General features: G+C 63.2%; 14 protein-coding genes. 12 read left to right on the top strand and 2 right to left on the bottom strand.

Annotated elements, in window-relative coordinates; translation table 11 throughout:
* Window positions 1-65: 65 nt before the first annotated feature.
* Complete coding sequence (locus tag PBDP_RS12950) at window positions 66-4,934, bottom strand: NAD-glutamate dehydrogenase (RefSeq protein ID WP_212802340.1); 4,869 nt, start codon at window positions 4,932-4,934, stop codon at window positions 66-68.
* 445 nt (window positions 4,935-5,379) lie between these two features.
* Between PBDP_RS12950 and PBDP_RS12945 the strand changes: the two genes are divergently transcribed.
* Entirely contained in the window at window positions 5,380-5,733 is a 354-nt protein-coding gene (locus tag PBDP_RS12945) for a hypothetical protein (protein ID WP_109756080.1), read from the top strand.
* A gap of 68 nt (window positions 5,734-5,801) precedes the next feature.
* On the opposite strand, the gene PBDP_RS12940 is transcribed toward PBDP_RS12945, so the two are convergent.
* Window positions 5,802-7,955 carry a WG repeat-containing protein gene (locus tag PBDP_RS12940; RefSeq protein WP_212802339.1) on the bottom strand — a complete coding sequence of 718 codons (2,154 nt, stop codon included), beginning with the start codon at window positions 7,953-7,955 and terminating at the stop codon, window positions 5,802-5,804.
* A gap of 232 nt (window positions 7,956-8,187) precedes the next feature.
* Between PBDP_RS12940 and PBDP_RS12935 the strand changes: the two genes are divergently transcribed.
* From PBDP_RS12935 to PBDP_RS12885, 11 genes are all read left to right on the top strand, one after another.
* Window positions 8,188-9,213, top strand: coding sequence for a LacI family DNA-binding transcriptional regulator (locus PBDP_RS12935; RefSeq protein WP_109756078.1), 1,026 nt, complete (start codon window positions 8,188-8,190; stop codon window positions 9,211-9,213).
* Window positions 9,214-9,360: 147 nt separating this feature from the next.
* Complete coding sequence (locus PBDP_RS12930; RefSeq protein WP_163853972.1) at window positions 9,361-10,143, top strand: sugar phosphate isomerase/epimerase family protein; 783 nt, start codon at window positions 9,361-9,363, stop codon at window positions 10,141-10,143.
* Window positions 10,136-11,110 (top strand): sugar kinase, encoded by a 975-nt coding sequence (locus tag PBDP_RS12925; protein WP_116832201.1) that lies wholly within the window; start codon window positions 10,136-10,138, stop codon window positions 11,108-11,110. Before PBDP_RS12930 ends, PBDP_RS12925 begins: the two co-directional genes overlap by 8 nt.
* A 90-nt stretch (window positions 11,111-11,200) precedes the next feature.
* Window positions 11,201-12,499, top strand: coding sequence for an MFS transporter (locus tag PBDP_RS12920; protein ID WP_109756075.1), 1,299 nt, complete (start codon window positions 11,201-11,203; stop codon window positions 12,497-12,499).
* Between the two features lie 12 nt (window positions 12,500-12,511).
* The gene (locus PBDP_RS12915) at window positions 12,512-13,489 is read left to right on the top strand and encodes a 2-hydroxyacid dehydrogenase (protein WP_212802338.1); all 978 of its coding nucleotides are present in this window, start codon (window positions 12,512-12,514) and stop codon (window positions 13,487-13,489) included.
* Window positions 13,490-14,005: 516 nt separating this feature from the next.
* Complete coding sequence (locus tag PBDP_RS12910; RefSeq protein WP_109756072.1) at window positions 14,006-14,965, top strand: AAA family ATPase; 960 nt, start codon at window positions 14,006-14,008, stop codon at window positions 14,963-14,965.
* Window positions 14,966-14,974: 9 nt separating this feature from the next.
* Window positions 14,975-15,919 carry a DUF58 domain-containing protein gene (locus PBDP_RS12905; RefSeq protein WP_109756071.1) on the top strand — a complete coding sequence of 315 codons (945 nt, stop codon included), beginning with the start codon at window positions 14,975-14,977 and terminating at the stop codon, window positions 15,917-15,919.
* Window positions 15,916-16,410 carry a DUF4381 domain-containing protein gene (locus PBDP_RS12900; protein ID WP_109756070.1) on the top strand — a complete coding sequence of 165 codons (495 nt, stop codon included), beginning with the start codon at window positions 15,916-15,918 and terminating at the stop codon, window positions 16,408-16,410. The genes PBDP_RS12905 and PBDP_RS12900 overlap by 4 nt, the downstream gene beginning before the upstream one ends.
* Window positions 16,403-17,482 (top strand): vWA domain-containing protein, encoded by a 1,080-nt coding sequence (locus PBDP_RS12895; RefSeq protein ID WP_109756069.1) that lies wholly within the window; start codon window positions 16,403-16,405, stop codon window positions 17,480-17,482. The genes PBDP_RS12900 and PBDP_RS12895 overlap by 8 nt, the downstream gene beginning before the upstream one ends.
* Window positions 17,479-19,215: a tetratricopeptide repeat protein gene (locus PBDP_RS12890; RefSeq protein WP_163853976.1), complete on the top strand. Its 1,737-nt coding sequence runs from the start codon at window positions 17,479-17,481 to the stop codon at window positions 19,213-19,215. The genes PBDP_RS12895 and PBDP_RS12890 overlap by 4 nt, the downstream gene beginning before the upstream one ends.
* Window positions 19,212-20,849 (top strand): BatD family protein, encoded by a 1,638-nt coding sequence (locus PBDP_RS12885; RefSeq protein WP_163853977.1) that lies wholly within the window; start codon window positions 19,212-19,214, stop codon window positions 20,847-20,849. Before PBDP_RS12890 ends, PBDP_RS12885 begins: the two co-directional genes overlap by 4 nt.
* The last annotated feature ends 123 nt before the right edge of the window (window positions 20,850-20,972 follow it).

Raw genomic sequence — 20,972 nt, 5'->3', positions numbered from 1 at the left:
GAGCAACCGCACCAATAAAAAAACCCCGCATCTCTCAATGCGGGGCTTTTTCATTCAACGCCGGATCAGTTGGCCGTCAAGACCGCCTGACCACTCATCGCAACGTCCAGCAGTTCGCGGTTGGCGACCGCGTACATGGCGTAGTCAGTGGCGCTGGCGGCACGGATGTCCACCAGCATGGCACGCCAGCGCTCGACCATGTCGTGATGCTGCTCGAGCCACAGCGCCAGGCGGGTTTCCACGTCCTGGGCGCCATCCCCCTCTTGCAGGACCGAGATGGTGATCGCCCGTTGCTGCCAGTCGACGTCATCGCGGAACGCTTCGCGGGCCAGTGCCTGCCAGTTGTTTTCCACCGGCAAGGCGCTGATCTGTTGCAGGTACCAGGTAATGTCCAGGGCGCTGCCCACGGCGAAGTAGGCCTTGGCCACATCGGCGGCGTTCTGCCCGGTCACGTCGGACGCCTCGATGATCGGCAGCAAGGTGTACAGGTGCGTGGTGCCGGCAACCATGCGCGCCAGCAACTCTGGCACGCCGGCGGCGACGTAGGCCTGGTAGCGGGTCTGCCAGCCTTCGCGGGTCGGGCCTTCCAGCAATTCGTCGAGCTTGAGGCCCAACGCCGCCAGGTGCGGACCGAAGTGCGCGACGTCACGGGCAGCGTTCTGCTCGTTGCGGCGGCTGCGCAGGAACCAGCGCGTGGCGCGACGCCCCAGGCGCATCAGCTCGTCCATCAGCTCCAGTTGCACATCAGCGGAAACCTGGTGGTCCAGGGCTTCGATCTGGCGGAACCAGTGCGGGAGATGGAAGATATCGCGCACGATCACATAAGCACCCGCCACGTTCGCCGGGCTCATGCCCGTAGACTCCTTGAGCCGCTGAACGAAGGTGATGCCCATGTGGTTGACCAGGTCGTTGGCGATCTGGGTACTGACGATCTCGCGCTTCAGGCGGTGGCGACGCATGGCTTCGGAGAACTTGCTCACCAGCGTCGGCGGGAACGCGGTCTCCATGTCACGGGTCAGGTAATCGTCGTCCGGTACCAGGGAGTTGAGCAGCGCTTCCTTGAGGTCGATCTTGCTGTAGGAGATCAGCACCGACAGTTCGGCACGGGTCAGGCCATGGCCCGCCGCGACACGTTCGGCCAGCTGTTCTTCGGTCGGCAGGAACTCGATGGCACGGTCCAGCTTGCCGCGGGCTTCCAGGTCGTTCATCAGGCGCTTGTATTCGGCGATCCGCACGAAGGCACGGCGCGCCGCCAGGGACAGGGCCTGGGTCTGCTTGTAGTTATTGCCCAACACCAGGCCACCGACTTCGTCGGTCATGCTCGCCAGCAACTGGTTGCGTTGCTTGTCGGTCATGTCGCCGGCCTGCACCACTTCGTTGAGCAGGATCTTGATGTTCACTTCGTGGTCGGAGCAGTCCACGCCGCCCGCGTTGTCGATGAAGTCGGTGTTGGAACCGCCGCCATTGAGGCCGAATTCGACGCGACCCAGTTGGGTCATGCCCAGGTTGCCGCCCTCGCCCACGACCTTGCAGCGCAGTTCGTTGCCGTTCACCCGCAGTGCATCGTTGGCCTTGTCGCCGACATCGGCGTGGCTTTCAGTGCTGGCCTTGACGTAGGTACCGATACCGCCGTTCCACAACAGGTCCACCGGCGCCTTGAGCAAGGCGTTGAGCAGCTCGGTCGGGGTCAGCTTGTCAGCCTGGATGTCGAAGCGTTCCTTCATCTGTGGCGAGATGGCGATGCTTTTCGCGCTGCGCGAAAAGATACCGCCGCCTTCGGACATGATGCTGGTGTCGTAGTCCGTCCAGGCCGAACGCGGCAGGTCGAACAGACGCTTACGCTCGGCGAAGCTGCTGGCCGGCTCCGGGTTCGGGTCGATGAAGATGTGCAGGTGGTTGAAGGCCGCGACCAGTTGCAGCTTGTCGGACATCAACAAGCCGTTGCCGAACACGTCGCCGGCCATGTCGCCAACGCCCACCACGGTGATGCTGTCTTCCTGGACATTGATGCCACGCTCGCGGAAGTGACGTTGCACGCCCACCCACGCGCCCTTGGCGGTGATGCCCATTTTCTTGTGGTCGTAGCCGGCCGAACCGCCGGAGGCGAACGCATCGCCCAGCCAGAAGCCGTAGTCGATGGCGATGCCGTTGGCGATGTCGGAGAAGGTCGCAGTGCCCTTGTCCGCCGCCACCACCAGGTACGGGTCATCGTCGTCATGCCGCACGACGTTGGCCGGTGGTACCAGTGCGCCGTCCTTGAGGTTGTCGGTGATGTCCAACAGGCCCGAGATGAAGATGCGGTAGCAGGCGATGCCCTCGGCCGCGATCTCGTCCCGGCTGCCGCCCAGCGGCAGGCGACGTGGCAGGAAACCACCCTTGGCGCCCACCGGCACGATCACCGAGTTCTTCACTTGCTGGGCTTTTACCAGGCCCAGCACTTCGGTGCGGTAGTCCTCTTCACGGTCGGACCAGCGCAGGCCACCGCGGGCAACGTTGCCAAAGCGCAGGTGCACGCCTTCGACCCGTGGCGAGTAGACGAAGATCTCGAACTTGGGCACCGGTTTCGGCAGTTCCGGGATCAGGTGCGGGTTGAACTTGAAGCTGAAGTAGGACTTGTTCTGGCCGTTGGCATCGGTCTGGTAGAAGTTGGTCCGCAGGGTGGCCTTGATCAGGTCCAGGTAGCGACGCAGGATGCGGTCTTCGTTGAGCACCTGGACGTCGTCCAGGGCCGAGAGGATCGCTTGTTCCAGGCGCAGTTGCTTGTCTTCCAGGTCGTCGCCGCTGAGTTTGCGCGCCAGGTAGAAGCGGGTCTTGAACAACCGGGTCAATTCGCGAGCGATGTCGGTGTGGTTGTTCAGGGTACTGGCGATGTAACCCAGGTCGAAGCCCAGGCGGATCTGCTTCAGGTAACGGGCGTAGGCACGCAGCAACGCCACGTCGCGCCATGGCAGGCCGGCGGTCAGCACCAGGCGGTTGAACGCATCGTTCTCGGCATCGCCACGCACGATGTGGACGAAGGCGTCCTGCAAGGTGTCGTTGAGTTGCTGGATGTCCAGGTCCAGACCTTCGGCGGCGGTGAACGCGAAATCATGAATCCAGAACTCGCGACCATTGGTGTGGCGCAGGCGGTACGGGAACTCGCCCAGCACGCGCAGGCCGAGGTTTTCCAGGATCGGCAGCACGTCGGACAACGCCAGTGGCGTGTCGGCGTGATACAGCTTGCAGTGCAGCTCGCGCTGGCCGGATACCTGGCCCAGCGGCTGGTAGAAGCTCATCACCAGCGGATTTTTTTCGCTCAGGCTCAGCAGGTGCTGCATGTCGACCACGGCCGAGTGCGCGGCAAAACGCTCACGGTAGCCGGCCGGGAAGCCTTTCGGGAAATCCGACAGCACGTTGGTGCCCTGGGCTTCGCCGAAGCTCTCGACGACGAGGCTGGCGTAGTCGTCCTTCCAACTGCGGCAAGCCTGCACGACTTCTTTTTCCAGCAGTAACGGGTCGATGTCGATGCGGTTCTTCGGGTCCACCCGCAGGATCAACTGCACGCGGGCCAGCACGGACTCGGAGAAGAAGGTCCAGAACTCGCAGTCCGAGGCCTTCAGGCGATCCATCAGCACTTGCTGGATCTTCTGGCGCACTTCGGTGGAATAGATGTCACGTGGCACGTAGGCCAGGCAGTAGCAGAAACGGCCATACGGGTCTTTGCGCAGGAACACGCGGATCTTGTTGCGTTCCTGGATCTGCACGATGGACATGACAGTGCTGAACAGCTCGTCCACCGGGGTCTGGAACAGGTCGTCACGGGGCAGCACTTCGACCACCTGGGCCAGTTCCTTGCCCAGGTGCGCCTTGGCCTGGAAGCCCGAGCGACGTTCGATTTCCGCGACCTTGCGGCGGATGTACGGGATAACCCGCACGCTCTCGCCATACACCGAAGAGGTGTACAGGCCCATGAAGCGGCATTCCTTGATGACCTTGCCGTCGGCGTCGATTTCACGGATCGACACGTAGTCCGGGTAGGCCGGACGGTGCACGCGGCTCGGGTGCGCGGCCTTGGCGAACGACAGCAGCGTCGGCTCGCGCAGGTAGGCTACGGCGTAGTCTTCGATGCGCAGGTCTTCGGCGGTCAGGCCGGCGCGCAGCAATTTGGTCAGGCCCAGGAACGAATCGGGGTCGTACTCGATGTGGCCGCCGTCGGCCTCGTCGCGAACCACGAACTCTTCATAGCCCAGGAAGGTGAAGTGGTTACCCACCAGCCATTCCAGGAAGCTCTTGATCTCGCTCTTTTCCTCAGCGTCGATGGCGTAGGCGCTGCTGTCCAGGCTGTCGAGGATTTCCTGGACCTTGGCTTTCATCGGTTCGAAGTCAGCCACGGCCACGCGCACTTCACCCAGCACTTGCTCAAGTTCCTTGCTCAGGACGTTGAGTTCGGCGGCGTTGGCGCAACGGTCGATCTCCAGGTACATCAACGACTCTTGCAGGATGCCGTCGCCCTGGGTGCCTTTTGGCAGGATTTCCAGCAACTCGCCCTTGCTGCCGCGACGCACGCTCAGCACGGTGGTTTGCAGGGTATGGATGCTGTAGCCGCGGCGGTTCAGCTCGGTGCGGACCGAGTCCACCAGGAACGGCAAGTCGTGGTGCAGCACTTCCACGGCCGTGTGGGTCGACTGCCAGCCATGGCGTTCGTAATCGGGGTTGTAGACGCGCACCTGCGGTTGCGTGTGATCGAAGCGCTCAAGCAGGCGCCAGGCAGACAGGGTGCAGCCGGCAAGGTCGGACAACCGGCGCTGGGTAAGTTCATCGAGGGAAATGATGCCGAAGAATTGTTCAGCGAACAGCGCCACTTGTGGCAGTGCCTGTTCACTGATGTGCTGCGCCAGTGCCGCTTGCAGTTGGTGCTGGAAGTCGGCTTTGCTGGCTGCGGTGAAGAACGCCATCTGTGGTACTCCGCTTGGGCTTGTTATTGATTGAAGCGTCGCGTGCAACCCCACCCCTGCGGGGCTGTCGGCCATCCCGTTCCTGATTCTCGGGCAGAGGAAACAGGATGACAGGTGGGTGAAGCTGGACGGGACCTGCAGGTCACATCCTTTTCCATGTAATTTCATGTCATGGACACCTGCAAAACACACCCTGGGGTGGCCTTTGCAGGTGCACATCCGTTGCGCAGCTTAACGAGTGCGACAACCTGCCTGCTTGCAGCGCTGCGACATATTCGGTCATCGGCTAGCGGTACGCCTCGAACAACCCTAGCAGCCCGAGGGACAAACGGCACCTGGCAGCGTGAAATCGTCCGGGATCCAGGTAACCCAGCAGAAATTCTTCCAGGCTGGCAAAATCCCCTTTTTCGTACCCGCAGGGCTCATAGAGCCAGGAGCCATCACCATGCAAATGACCACCACCCTTCTGATCGCCAACCCATGCGACGACGAAGAGGACAACATGGCCATGCTCTGCTGCCATAGCGCCCAGGGCGAAATGTTCCTGATGACGCGCTACCCCGATGAAGACGAACTGGAAATCGCCCTTGACGGCGAGCCTTCGACACTTGACGGCGTGAAGGTGACGCTGAGCCCGACCCTGCTGAAGATCGAAATCGCCGCGGCGGACGCCGATGCGCTGAATGGGGATGACGTGCTGGAGATCACTCACAACACCGATGTGGCGGATTTGGCGGAGGTGGAACTGACGTTGCAGAACATCCTCAAGGGAACGGGGACCTATGTAAGCCAGCTCTGACTCCCAAGGCGACCGCTCCCTGTGGCGAGGGGATTTATCCCCTAGCCACAGGATCAGTGCGCCAGCTCTTATTCGTCTTTCTGCACGAGATTGCCATCGGCGTCATAGACCAGATACTCGTCACTGTTACTCGGATCCCCCACGTAGTAACGGGCCTCATTGCCGTTATCCGGCACCTTCATGCTGGTGTAGGATCCCAGTTCCTTGGTCACCTTGTTGTCCTGGCTGATCAAGACCAGCCCGGAACCACCACCGGCCGGGATGGCCGCGGCGTAACGGGTCTGGAACGCGCTGATCTGGTCGTAATCCAGCGGGACCTGCAATCTGCCCGCCAGGTCGATGGCTCCGTAGCTACCCTCGCGTCCCACCACCGCCATGCCATTGGAAAACGGCGTCACCTCGTCATACGGCAACTTGATGGGTAGCCGCTCACCCTGGCGGTCGATAAAAGCGAATTTCCTGCTTTTAGCGTCCTGCACCAACAGCGGTTGTTGCCCGACAAACCGGCCTATCACATTGTCACCCAGCAGGTTGATCCGTTTACCTTGCAGGTCGAAAACGTCCTGACGACTCCGGTCGGCGGAGCTGGCGTAGAGCAAACCCTCGCTGTGCTCGATGCCTGAGAACTGCGCCGGCAGGATTTCCTTGCCGTCCAGGGTATAGGCGCCGTAGAGGCCTTCCATGACATCGGTTCGTTTGCCGAGACGGGCGATGAATACGTTGCCAGTCACGGTGGGGTTGACGAATTTCATCGGCAATACGAAACGATGCCCCCTGGCATCGTAGAGCCCATAAGGTCCGTTGGTTTCCCGCTCCACCAACAGCAGGCCATTGCTCAACGCCTCGGTGATGTATTCGAACGGCAGGTCCACGAGCTTGTTGCTGCCGGCAGGAAAATAGGCGAGCTGGCTGCGCAACGCCTGCCACTCCGAATTCGGGTCGCTGGACTTCTCCGGGGAAAACAGCGTGTAGGTATCGGCCATCTGGCTATCTTGCACCTGCACCCAACGGGGCTTGATCAACCACTGGCCGGCCTGGTCGATGAAGCCGTAGCGCTCGGCGTTCCGGTCCAGGGCGATGTAACGCGTTTGTGCTGCAAGGACGTTGTCGACCAGGGTGAACTCCACGGAGTTGTCTTCCATCGGATCGAGCACATGGATGACGATACGTTGCGGGGTGGCCTCGAATTGATAGTCGACCTCGGTGTTTTTCAACGGCCCCACCTGAGCGGCCAGCGCGTCGGTCAGGCGCTCCAGTTGCTGCTGTACCGCCTGGCCGGTCTTGAGCTGCTCGAGATCGTCCTTGGTCTGGAGCAGCGCGTTGTAATAACCCTGCAACGCCGCGATATCGCCATCGGAGGGAAACGCCCGGGAGTTGTTACCGTGGCTGTAGAGCGCCCTGCCCGCATCATCCAGCCCCTGAACCACGAAGGTCGACAATTTCGGTGTACTCAACCGCACGGACGCGCTGTCATCACCCAGGGCAGTGAGCTGGAAGGACTGACCGTCGTCCAGGGTCACTTTCGGGTGATCCTTGTCCAAGACCACTTTCCTGAACGCCGGATAGCTGCGGTAAGCGACCGTCAGGCCGAGACTCGCCAAGGGTTTGTTGACCGAGAGCGGGAAAGTGTCATGGGACGAGATCACGTCGTCGGACTCGACCTTGGACGGCGCCTTGAGATCGGCGAAGGTTTTTTCGCTGCCATCGCGAAACCGCAGGCGCTGCGGCAGGTACTGCTCGGCCGCCGGCTCATCCGGCGTAGCGGCGCGCTTCCAGAGCGGATCAAGGCTGCTGGTGTCGAGCCTCACTTCGGAACCGTCGGCGAATAACCTCTGGGCAAAACGCAGGCCCTGGATCGTCGCCAGTTCAGCTTTCAGTTGCGCACTGGTGAATGGGACAAACAGCGGCTCGTATTGCAATGGCTGCTCGTCAGCAGGCTCAGTCGTCGACAGGGTCAGACTCAGTTGGGCGTCACTGATCAGTTCCAGGGACCTGAGGGTTTCACCGGTGTCCTGAATCAAGTAATTGAGGCGTTTTTCCACCTCGGGCGGTGCCAGCGTGCCGATGTCTTCCATACCCCCTTCGTTCAGTTGCTCGGCGGCGAAACCTTCATCTGCCGGCGCCCCGCTGTGGCGAAACAGGTAGTAGGACGCACAGCCCACCACCAACAAGGTCACACTCAGTATCGACAGCAATCGCAAACGAGGCTGGGTAAAGTTCATAGTGATTTCGGCAGTCAAGGCGCTGAGGAAGGCAGGCAGCTAACCACACAGCCTGGCCCGCTGCAAATCGCCTGGATGGCCCAGCCCTGATGGATCGTCGCCCCTGTTCGACTGAAGCGAACCACCGCCGGTCGTGCCTCTGACACGTCGCCCTTGACGACCGACCGCATTCTGATGTTTCCTGAAACCGGTTTCAGAACCGCTAATAAATCCAATAAGCAGGTTTCAATCCGTGAATTCCTTCTCCGCCGCCCAGCGCAGCCGCGTAACCATGCTTGACGTCGCCGAACGTGCCGGGGTTTCCAAGGCCAGTGTCTCGCGTTTCATCGGCGAGGACCGCGCCCTGCTCTCCGAGGCTATTGCCCGGCGTATCGAGCAGGCCATCAGCGAGCTGGGCTACCGCCCCAACCAGATGGCCCGCGGCCTCAAGCGTGGGCGCACACGCCTGATCGGCATGTTGGTGGCCGATATCCGCAACCCTTATTCGATTGCCGTGATGCATGGCGTGGAAACCGCCTGCCGGCGCCATGGCTACAGCCTGGTGGTGTGCAACACCGACCGCGATGACGAGCAGGAACGCCAGCACCTGGCGTTGCTGCGCGCCTACAACATCGAAGGGCTGATCGTGAACACCCTGGGGCATCACCGCGACGAACTGTTTGAACTGCGCAGCGAAATGCCTCTGGTGCTGGTGGATCGCAAGGTCGATCGGCTCGACAGCGATCTGGTCGGCCTCGACAACCCGGCCGCCATCGAGATGGCCCTCGATCACCTCGAACAACGGGGCTACCGTGATCTTTTGCTGGTGACCGAGCCGTTCGATGGCACCAGTTCGCGAATCGAGCGGGTCGAGAGTTTCAAGGCCGGTATCGAGCGACGCCCTGCCCTGACCGGCGCCGTGGTGGAAACCTGCAACCAATTGACCGCACGCATCAAGGCCTTCCTGGACCAGCCGAGCCAAGGCCCCAAGGCACTGTTCTGTGCCAATGGCATTGCCGCGCTGACCGCCACGACGATATTGCGCGACCTGGGTTGCCACTTGTTCGACGACGTGGGCCTGATCGCCCTCGATGACCTGGATTGGTACCCACTGGTGGGCAGCGGCATCACCGCCCTGGCCCAACCGACGGCCGAGATCGGCGCCAGCGCGTTCGAGTGTTTGCTCAAGCGTTTGCGCGGCGATAACGGGCCGGTGCGAACCCTGGATTTTGCGGCGCGGCTGATCGAGCGGGGGTCGACGCGGGGAAATGGTCGGTGATGAGCCCCTATCGCGAGCAGGCTCGCTCCCACACTGGATCTGCGCCACTGGAAGTCCCCTATGGGAGCGAGCCTGCTCGCGATAGGGCCCTCAGGCACAACCTTTTTTTTGGACAAAACTGAAACCGGTTTCAGAGGTATAAAAACAATGCACACTCCACCCGTCTCCATCAGCCTTTCCAGCTACGGCGCCGACATGGTACGGCAACACGGCCAAGGCAGCTTCATCGACCTGCTGGCCGCCGCCGGGGCCTCGCGCATTGAATGGCGCGAAGAATTGCTCACCACCGAACAACCCGCCGAGCTGGCCGCTCGCGCCCGTGCCCAGGGACTGCAGAGTATTTTCTCGTCGCCGCTGGAGCTGTGGCTCGCCGGCCAGTCCAGGCCCAACCCCGCCCTGGCCGTTGCCCTGCAACGCTGCGAAGCATTCGGCTCGGCGTGGCTGAAAGTCTCTCTCGGGCACTTCACCGACTCCAATGACCTGTCGGCACTGGCCCACGTACTTGCCACGAGCCCGGTGCAGTTGCTGGTGGAAAACGACCAGACCTTGCAAGGTGGGCGGATCGAACCGTTGCAACGTTTCTTCACCGCCGTAGAGCAGCAGACATTGCCCATCGGCATGACCTTCGACATCGGCAACTGGCAATGGCAGGACCAATCGGCTGCCGTGGCCGCCCGACAGCTCGGGCGGTATGTCGCTTATGTGCATTGCAAGGCCGTGGCCAGGCGCGCCGACGGCAAACTGGTCGCGGTGCCTCCAGCCATGACCGACCTGCACCTGTGGGAACAACTGCTCAAACACATGCCCGCCGGTGTAATGCGCGCCGCCGAATACCCGCTGCAAGGCGATGACTTGCTGCAATTGACCGCTGGCCATGTCGCCACCCTTGCCCACCTCGGGCAATCGCGCCGGGAGCCTGCCCATGCCTGAGTTCGATGTGTTGTCGTTCGGCGAAACCATGGCGATGCTGGTGGCCGACCAGTGCGGTGACCTGGCCAGTGTCGAGCAGTTCCACAAGCGCATCGCCGGGGCCGACAGCAACGTGGCCATCGGTCTGTCGCGACTGGGCTTCAAAGTGGCGTGGCTGAGCCGGGTCGGTGCTGACTCCCTGGGACGCTTCGTGGTGCAGACGCTGGAAAACGAAGGCCTGGATTGTCGCCACGTGACGGTCGATCCAGCCCACCCCACCGGGTTCCAGTTCAAATCCCGTAGCGACGATGGCAGCGACCCGCAAGTCGAGTATTTCCGTCGCGGCTCGGCGGCCAGTCATCTATCGATCGACGCCATCGCGCCCGCACTGCTTGAAGCCCGCCACTTGCACGCCACCGGCATCGTTCCGGCGTTGTCGGTCACGGCCCGTGAGATGTCCTTTGAATTAATGATGCGGATGCGCGAAGCCGGCCGCAGCCTGTCCTTCGACCCCAACCTGCGGCCGAGCCTGTGGGCCAGCGAGTCGATGATGATTCGTGAAATCAATCGCCTCGCCGCCCTCGCCCACTGGGTCTTGCCGGGGCTCGGCGAAGGTCGCTTGCTGACCGGTTTCGACGACCCGGCCGACATTGCCGCGTTCTATCTTGGCCAAGGGGCCGAAATCGTCGTGATCAAGCTCGGCGCGGATGGTGCCTATTTCCGCACGCAGCTAGACCAGGGCGTTATCGCCGGCGTGCCGGTGGCCCAGGTGGTGGACACCGTGGGCGCTGGCGATGGCTTCGCGGTCGGCCTGATCAGTGCGCTGCTCGAAGGCCGCGCCATCACCCAAGCCGTGCAGCGCGCCAACTGGATTGGCAGCCGCGCGGTGCAGAGCCGTGGGGATATGGAGGGATTGCCTACTCGCATCGAGTTATCGACTGAATTTGAAACCGCCCATCGCGAGCAGGCTCGCTCCCACAGCGGTTGACGTTAACCCTGTGGGAGCAAGCCTGCTCGCGATAAAGCCACCACAAATACACCTGCTGCAACAAAAACAACAAGCTCAGGAGTCAAAGATATGCAAACGCCCAACCTCGCCACCCGCCGCTGGTGGTACATCATGCCCATTGTGTTCATCACTTACAGCCTGGCCTACCTGGACCGGGCCAATTATGGATTTGCCGCTGCCTCGGGCATGGCCAAGGACCTGATGATCACCCCGGGGCTGTCGTCGCTGCTGGGGGCCCTGTTTTTCCTCGGCTACTTTTTCTTTCAGGTACCGGGGGCGATCTACGCGCAGAAACACAGCGTGAAGAAACTGATCTTCGTCAGCCTGATCCTCTGGGGATCGCTGGCGACGCTGACGGGCGTGGTCTCCAACGCCTACTGGCTGATCGTGATCCGCTTCATGCTCGGCGTGGTCGAAGCTGCCGTGATGCCGGCGATGCTGGTGTATCTGTGCCACTGGTTCACCCGGGCCGAACGCTCGCGCGCCAACACCTTCCTGATCCTCGGCAACCCGGTGACCATGCTGTGGATGTCGGTGGTGTCGGGTTATCTGGTGCAGCAATTCGACTGGCGCTGGATGTTCATCATCGAAGGTCTGCCGGCGGTGCTCTGGGCCTTTGTCTGGTGGCGCCTGGCCGATGATCGTCCGGCCCAGGCCAAGTGGCTCAGCAACCAGGAAAAACAAGACCTGGAAAGCGCCCTGGCGGCCGAACAGGTCGGCATCAAGGCCGTGAAGAACTACGCCGAAGCCTTCCGCTCGCCCAAGGTCATCATCCTCGCCTTGCAGTTTTTCTGCTGGAGCATCGGGGTCTACGGGTTTGTGCTGTGGTTGCCGTCGATCCTCAAGGCTGGCCTGCAGATGAACATGGTCGAGGCCGGATGGCTGTCGTCCTTGCCTTACCTGGCGGCGGTGATCGGCATGCTGGTGGTGTCCTGGGCGTCGGACAAGGCGCAAAAGCGCAAGCGTTTTGTCTGGCCGCCGCTGCTGATCGCCTCCATCGCGTTCTACGCCTCCTACCTGCTGGGGGCCGAGCATTTCTGGTGGTCCTACGGCTTGCTGGTGGTCGCCGGCGCTTGCATGTACGCGCCATACGGTCCGTTCTTCGCCATCGTTCCGGAGATCCTCCCGGCCAATGTCGCTGGCGGCGCCATGGCGTTGATCAACAGCATGGGCGCGCTGGGTTCGTTCGGTGGCTCGTACCTGGTGGGCTACCTCAACGGCACCACCGGCTCCCCCGGCATGTCCTTCCTGCTGATGAGCGGCGCGTTGCTGCTGTCGGTGGTGCTGACCCTCGCTCTCAAGCCCGGCGCCAGTGACCGGACCGAATCGAAAACCGCGACGCCGCAATCGGCCCCCGCCCACTCCTGAATCGAGATCCCCATGAAAAAGCACGTGGTGTTGTACAAAGCGCTCTCGGCGCAACTGATGGATCGCCTGCAAGCGCAGGCCCAGGTCACTCTCATCGAGCGTCTCGATGGGCAAGGCCTGGCCCAACTGCGCGACGCCTTGCCTGGTGCCCACGGCCTGCTGGGAGCCAGCCTGAAGCTGAATGCGCAACTACTGGACCTGGCGCCGAACCTGCAAGCCATCGCCAGCGTCTCGGTGGGGGTCGACAACTACGACATCGACTACCTGACCGAACGCCGGATCCTGCTCACCAATACCCCGGACGTACTGACTGAAACCACTGCGGACACCGGCTTCGCCCTGATCCTGGCGACCGCCCGACGCGTGGTGGAACTGGCCAACCTGGTTCGCGCAGGCGGGTGGCAACAGAGCATCGGCCCCCGGCATTTCGGCACCGACGTCCATGGCAAGACCCTGGGCATCATCGGCATGGGCCGTATCGGCGAAGCCTTGGCCCAGCGCGGGCATTTCGGTTTCGGCATGCCGGTGATCTACCACAGTCATTCGCCCAAACCGGCGGTCGAGCAGCGGTTCGGCGCACGCTACTGCAGCCTCGAGACACTGTTGCGACAGGCGGATTTCATTTGCCTGACTTTGCCCTTGACCGCCGAGACCCAAGGGATGATCGGGCCGCAAGCGTTCGCGCAGATGCGCCCCGAAAGCATCTTCATCAATATCTCCCGGGGCAAGGTGGTTGACGAAGCGGCACTGATCGACGCCCTGCGCGACGGACAGATCCGTGGCGCGGGGCTGGATGTCTTCGAGCGCGAACCCTTGAGTGCGGACTCACCGTTGTTGCAGATGGACAACGTGGTGGCAACGCCGCACATGGGCTCGGCCACCCACGAGACACGGGAGGCGATGGCGCGTTGTGCGGTGGATAATCTGCTGATGGCGTTGGCGGGAGAGCGGCCGGTGAATCTGGTGAATCCGAGGGCGTGGAAGGGCTGAGTCATTCACCGCCAATTCCTGTGGGAGCTGAGCTTGCTCGCGACAGCGGTGGGTCAGCCTGCATTGAAGTTGAACGTATCGCCGCCATCGCGAGCAAGCTCGGCTCCCACACTGGTCTCGGGTGTTCATGGAATCGGTGTTCACCACAAACTTCTGTGGGAACGAGCTTGCTCGCGATAGCGGTCTGTCTGAGACGATGCGGCTGGATGTGCCGGCCTCTTCGCGAGCAGGCTCGCTCCCACAATGGATCTGTGGTGTTCCTTGACCCCGCGTCCCCCGCCAACTCCCCTGTGGGAGCGAGCTTGCTCGCGATGGCGCAGTGTCGGGCAACATTTTCGTCCACTGACACACCGCCTTCGCGAGCAAGCCCGCTCCCACAATGAATCCAAACCAATCACAAATCCGCACACCAAACAAAATCCCGTTAGTCGCCACCCCCCGCCATGCATTAAAGTAACGCCCCCAGCCCCGGCGTTATCCGAACGCCTGGGCCACCCTTTCCAGGAACAGTCATCGATGGAACATCGTGAAGCGCTGCTGGCGCTGCGAACCTTTCTTTCAACGCAGATTCTCGGCCAGGAAAAACTCATCGAGCGCCTGCTCATCGCCCTGCTCGCCGATGGCCACATGCTGGTGGAAGGCGCGCCTGGGCTGGCCAAGACCAAGGCCATCAAAGAGCTGGCCGAGGGCATCGAAGCGCAATTCCATCGCATCCAGTTCACCCCCGACCTGCTGCCCGCCGACATCACCGGCACGGAAATCTATCGCCCGGAGACCGGCAGCTTCGTGTTCCAGCAAGGGCCGATCTTTCACAACCTGGTGCTGGCGGACGAAATCAACCGTGCCCCGGCCAAGGTCCAGTCGGCTTTGCTGGAAGCCATGGCCGAGCGCCAGGTCAGCGTCGGGCGCAGTACCTATGAACTGTCGCCACTGTTCCTGGTGATGGCCACGCAGAACCCGATCGAGCAGGAAGGCACCTACCCGCTGCCCGAAGCCCAGCTCGACCGCTTCCTGATGCACGTCAAGATCGGCTTTCCCGATGCCACGGTGGAACGCCGCATCCTCCAGCAGGCCCGGGGTGAAGCGCTGAACGGCGAGACCAAGCCCGAACGCCGCGTGAGCCAGCAGGCGATTTTCTCGGCGCGCAAGGAAATCCTCGGTTTGTACATGGCCGACGCCGTGGAGGAGTACCTGGTGCAACTGATCATGGCCACCCGCAATCCGGCCAAGTTCGATCCGGAAATGGCCGAGTGGATCGCCTACGGCGCCAGCCCGCGGGGCTCCATTGCCCTGGACCGCTGCGCCCGTGCCCATGCCTGGCTGGCCGGACGCGACTTTGTCAGCCCGGAAGATATCCAGGCCGTGCTGTTCGACGTGCTGCGCCATCGCATCATCCTGTCGTTCGAAGCCGAAGCCGCCGGCATCGACCAGGACCGGGTCGTGCAGCGGATTCTCGACGTCGTCGCTGTCGCTTGAGTATGAGTCATGAATAACCCACTGACGCCCGCACCGGGCATCCGCGTCAGCCTTTCGGAGCTGATCGAGATGCGCCATCGCGTGCGCGAGGTGCAGTTGTTCTCGACACCCGGCCAGCGCAGCCCGTTGATCGGCCTGCATCACTCCAAGCTGCGCGGACGCGGGGTGGACTTCGACCAGGTACGGGTCTACCAGGCCGGCGACGATGTGCGCACCATTGACTGGCGTGTCACCGCCCGGACCCAGGAGCCGCATACCAAACTGTTCCACGAAGAACGCGAGCGACCGATCTTCATCATGATCGAGCAAAGCCACCGGCTGTTCTTCGGCTCGGGGCTGATGTTCAAATCGGTGCTCGCCGCCCAGGCCGCCAGTCTGATCGGCTGGGCCGCGCTGGGACACAATGACCGGGTCGGCGGCCTGGTGTTCGGCAATAACACCCATTACGAGGTCAAACCGCGGCGCAGCAAACAGAGCCTGTTGCAATTGCTCAACCGGCTGGTGCGGGTCAATCAGTCACTGCACACCGAGGGCGAGCCGGACCGCGACTCGTTCGGCATCGCCCTGCGCCGGGCCCGGGAAGTGCTGCGGCCCGGCAGCCTGGTGATCGTGATTTGCGACGAGCGTGCGTTGTCCGACAGCGCCGAGCAGCAACTGAGCCTGCTGTCTCGCCATTGCGACCTGCTGCTGTTGCCGTTGTCGGACCCACTGGACCATGCCCTGCCCGCCGCCGGCCTGTTGCGTTTCGCCCAACGTGGTTCACAGTTGGAGCTCGACACCCTGAATTTCGAACTGCGCCAGGCCTATCGCGCCCAGGCCGAGGCGCGCCAGGAGCGCTGGGAACTGCTGACGCAGAAACTGCGGATCCTGATGATGCCCTTGAGTACCCAGGGCGACATGGTCGAACAACTGCGTGAATACCTGAACCCCAAGCGGGCCGGGAAAAGCCGATGAGCAATCTGGATCAATTGCAGCCGCTGATGGCACCGCCCCCCATTGGTTTCTGGCCGCCCGCGCCAGGCTGGTGGTTGCTGCTGGTGGTATTGCCGTTGCTGGGTCTGGGGCTGTGGCAATTGCGCCGGTTCATTCCGACCCAGCGCACCACCGTCCGTAGCGAACAACCCCTGGACCCGGTGCGCCTGGCCGCCCTGGCCGAACTCGCCCGGCTGCCCAAGCCCTACGACGGCGCACCGGCCGGTGCCTGGCTGCAACAGCTCAACGGACTGCTCAAGCGCCTGTGTCGCAACCATTATCCCTACAGCCAGAGCCACACCCTCAACGGGCGTAAATGGCTGGCCTTCCTGGATAACCGTTGCCCGGCCGCCGGCCTGACGCGCTGGATGGTACTGGTGGAAGGCGCCTACAAGCCCGAATGCAAGCTCGACGACAAAGCCATCGCCGGCCTGACCCAGGCAGTCGAAATCTGGATCCGCAAACATGTTTGAGTTCGCCTGGCCGTGGGTGTTCGCCCTGTTGCCGCTGCCCTGGCTGATGCGCCTGGTGCTGCCGGCGGCCGACAGTGGCGAGCCGGCGCTCAAGGTCAGCTTCCTTGGGGACCTGGAAGGCCTGGTGGGCCGTCGAGCCCGGGCCAATCTGCCGACCTGGCGGCAACAGGCGCCCTTTATCCTGCTTTGGCTGCTGTTGCTGATCGCCGCGGCACGACCGCAGTGGCTGGGGGAGCCGTTGCCCATTGCCGCCAGCGGCCGTGATCTGTTGGTGGCGGTGGATGTCTCGGGCTCCATGGACTTTCCCGACATGCAGTGGAAAGACGAAGAAGTCAGTCGCCTCGCGCTGGTCCAGCATATGCTCGGGGACTTTCTCGAAGGGCGCGAAGGTGACCGGGTCGGCCTGATCCTGTTCGGCAGCCAGGCCTACTTGCAGGCACCGCTGACTTTCGACCGGCGCACCGTGCGCCATTGGCTCGATGAGGCGCGCATCGGCATTGCCGGCAAGAATACCGCCATCGGCGACGCCATTGGCCTGGCCCTCAAGCGCCTGCGCCAGCGGCCGGCCCACAGTCGCGTACTGATCCTGGTTACCGACGGTGCCAACAACGGCGGCGAAATCGATCCGCTGACCGCCGCGCGTCTGGCCGCCGATGAAGGCGTGAAAATCTACCCGATCGGCATCGGTGCCGACCCGGAACAAAGCGGCACGGCAGGCTTTCTCGGTGTCAACCCGAGCCTGGACCTCGACGAAGCGACCCTCAAGGACATTGCCCAGGCCACCGGCGGCCGCTATTTTCGGGCCCAGGACGGTGAGCAATTGTTGGCGATCAAGACCACCCTCGACCAGCTCGAACCGGTGACCCAGCAACCGACCCAGGCCCGCCCGGCCCTGGCGCTGTATCACTGGCCCCTGGCCGTGGCCCTGCTGCTGAGCATGTTGCTGGTGGCCCGGGCGCGCTGGCCGGACAATCCGTTGCAGCGCCTGTTCAACCAGCCGCTGTTCCAGCCGGCCCAACACACCGAGTGGCGCCAGCGGCTCAAGCGCCTGCGCTTGCGGAGGCGTCGATGATCGCCCTCTGGCCACACTGGCTGCGCCCCTGGTTCGTGTTGCTGCTGCCGTTGCTGGGCTGGTTGCTCTGGCAACTGTGGCATCGACAGAAACGGGTGGGCCGCTGGCAGATGATCCTGCCGCCGGCCTTCCATGCCGTGCTGCTCAGTGGTGGCAGCGGCCGTGAAAGCCGGTTGCCATGGATTGCCCTGGGCCTGGGTTGGCTGTTGATCGTGCTGGCGTTGCTCGGGCCAAGTTGGGCGCGGGTCGAACAGACCAGCCAGAAACCCGCCGACCCGCTGGTGGTGGTACTGGAGCTGACCCCGGAAATGCTCGCCACCGATGTCCCGCCCACGCGCCTGGAACAAGCCCGGCGCAAGGTCCTGGACCTGCTGCACAACCGCAGCGATGCCCAGACCGCGATCATCGTCTATGCCGGCAGCGCCCACACGCTGGTGCCGCTGTCCGACGACCTGTCCACCAGCGCCAACCTGCTCGAAGCCCTCGCCCCGTCGATCATGCCCCAAGGCGGTCATCGTGCCGACCTGGCGGTCCACAAGGCCATGGCCCTGCTGGATCAGGGTGAGCTCGGCCACGGCCGGATCCTGCTGATCGGCTCGTCGCTGAACGAGCAGGAACGCGCAGGCATTCGCCAGGTACTGGATGGTTCCGCCACCCAATGGCTGATGCTGGGTATCGGTACCCGGGAAGGCGCACCGGTGGCCCAGGAAGATGGCAGTTACCTCAAGGATGCCCAGGGTGCGATCCTGGTGCCACGGTTGGACAGCCCGGGCCTCAAGGCCTTCGCCAACGAGTTGGACGGCCGCTACCGGCCGGCGCGGCTGGACGATAGCGACCTGCGTGGCCTGGGCCTGCTGGACGGTCCTCGCCACCTGCGCAGCGATGGGCAAACGTTGCGCCTGGACACCTGGGCCGACCAGGGCTATTGGCTGCTCCTGCCCCTGTTGCTGCTAGCCGCCTGCGCCGGGCGGCGAGGCTGGCTGTTCTGCCTGCCGTTGCTGTTCGTGTTGCCGCAGACTGGCCACGCCTTCGAATTCCAGGACCTGTGGTTGCGCGCCGACCAACAGGGCCAGCACTTACTCAAGCAAAAACGCCCCGCCGAGGCCGCCGCGCATTTCGAGGACAGCCAGTGGCAAGGTGTTGCCCTGTACGAAGCTGGCCAATACAGCGAAGCCGCCCGGCGCTTCGCCGAAGGCAACGACGCCCGCGCGCACTACAATCGTGGCAACGCCCTGGCCCGCAGCGGTGAACTGGAAGCAGCGCTGGATGCCTATGAGCAAGCCCTGGAGTTGCAGCCCGACCTGCGCCCTGCCCAGACCAACAGGGCCCTGGTGCAGAGCCTGTTGAACGAGCAGGCACCGCCGGCGCAAGAACCCAAGCCCGACGAAAGCAAGGAACCGGGCCCCGCCGAGCAAGCGCCGGATGCCGATTCACCCAGCCAGTCTTCCGAACCGGGGCAGCCCTCCTCCGAGGCAACCGCGACGCCGGACGAATCCCAGCCCCCGCGAACGGCACAACCGCCCACCGCCCAGGATGTACCGGGCAGCGAGCTACCGGACGAGCAGACCACCACCCCGCCGCTGCGCCCCGCCGCCGGCCAGCGCAATGAAGAAGAACAACGCCAGGCCCTGGAACAATGGCTGCGCCAGATCCCGGACAATCCTGGCGAGCTGCTCAGGCGTAAATTCTGGTATGAACAGCAAAGCCATCAGGCCCAGGGAAAAACCCCATGACCCGCTTCACCGCCTACCTACTCATCTTGCTGCTCTGGGCCTCTGGAACCCAGGCTGCACAGCTGACTGCCAGTGTCGATCGCAGCCGCCTGAACTCCGGGGAAACGGTGGAACTGACCCTGGAATCCAACGATGCCACGTTGTTCGGCAAACCCGACCTCGGCCCGCTCCAGGCCCTGTTCGACGTGCGCGGCACCCGCCAGGTCAACCAGTTGACGACCCTCGACGGTGAGAACCGCGCCACCACCCGCTGGATCATTACCCTGCTGCCACGCCAGAGCGGCACCGTGATCATTCCCCCGCTGCAACTGGGCGAGGTGACCAGCCAGCCGATCACCTTGCAAGTGATCGAAAGCGAAACCCGCAACGCATCGGGGACCCTGGCGCCGGTGTTCATCGAGGCCAGTCTCGACCAGACCCACGTGTACGTGCAGGCCCAGGCGATCCTGACCCTGCGCATCTACCATTCGGTGTCGCTGTACGACGACAGCAGCCTGACGCCGTTGCACATCCCCGATGCTCGCACCGAACAACTGGGCGAATCGCGCACTTATGAAAAGGTCATCAACGATGTGCGCCACGGCGTGATCGAACTGCGCTACGGCATCTACCCGCAGCGCAGCGGTGAACTGACGATTCCGGCCCAGACCTTCAGCGCCACCCTGGTCGAGCCGGTGGCCCAGGACGCGGTGCCTTCGGGGCCGAAACCCGGCCAACTGATGCGCGTCAGTTCCGAGCAACTGCGGCTGACCGTCAACCCCAAGCCCGCCAGCTACCCAGCCGATGTGCCCTGGCTGCCAGCACGCAGTCTGTCCTTGAGCGAGAGCTGGAGCCCCGAACCGACTCACAGCCAGGTCGGCGATTCCCTGACCCGCAGCCTGACCCTGGAAGCCGAAGGCCTGGCCAGTGCCCAGTTGCCGCCCCTCCCGGCCACCGAGATCAATGGCTTGCGGCGCTATCCGGACCAGCCGGTACTCAGCAGCCGCAGCAGTGAACGCGGGCTGGTGGGCAGCCGCGAAGACCGCGAGGCGCTGGTGCCCAACCGCAGCGGCACCATCGAATTGCCACCGGTGGAAGTGGTCTGGTGGAACACCCTGGAAGACCACCTGGACCGCACCAGCCTGCCGGCGCGGACCCTGCAAGTGGCGAACAACCCAAGCCTGATGGTGGATACGCCGGCGGGTACGGCGCAGATCGTGACGACGGTCGACAGCGAGACCCTGTGGTATTGGCAACTGAGCACTTTCATCCTGGCTTGCACGACACTGCTCGGCTTTGGCTTGTGGTGGCGCGCCCGTTGGCAACCGGCCATCCTGCGCTCGACCCAGGCCGGGCCGAGCCCGCGCACTCTGCTGGACGACCTCAAGCGCGCCTGCCTGGCCAACGATCCACACGCCACCCGCCAGGCCCTGGACGCCTGGGCCCGGCAGCAACCGGAAACCCTGGCCGACATGGCCGCGCGGTTCGTGCCGTTGTCCGACGCCCTCGACGGCCTCAACGGCGCGCTCTACAGCGAAACCGGCCAGCATTGGCAAGGCGAAGACCTGTGGCGGGCCATTCGCACCATCCCGCCCACCGAAGGGGCGCTGGACTCGGCCGGTGATTCGGGGTTGCCGCCGCTTTATCCTAAATAAACCGCTCCTTTTTGTAGCTTTTGAGCTTTTGTGGCGAGGGAGCTTGCTCCCGCTCGATTGCGCAGCAATCGCAAAACAAGGGCCGCTGCGCAGCCCAGCGGGAGCAAGCTCCCTCGCCACAGG

Origin of the sequence: Pseudomonas sp. St290, assembly GCF_018325805.1 — a bacterium.
GTDB lineage: Bacteria > Pseudomonadota > Gammaproteobacteria > Pseudomonadales > Pseudomonadaceae > Aquipseudomonas > Aquipseudomonas bijieensis.
This window is presented reverse-complemented; position numbering and strand designations above follow the sequence as displayed.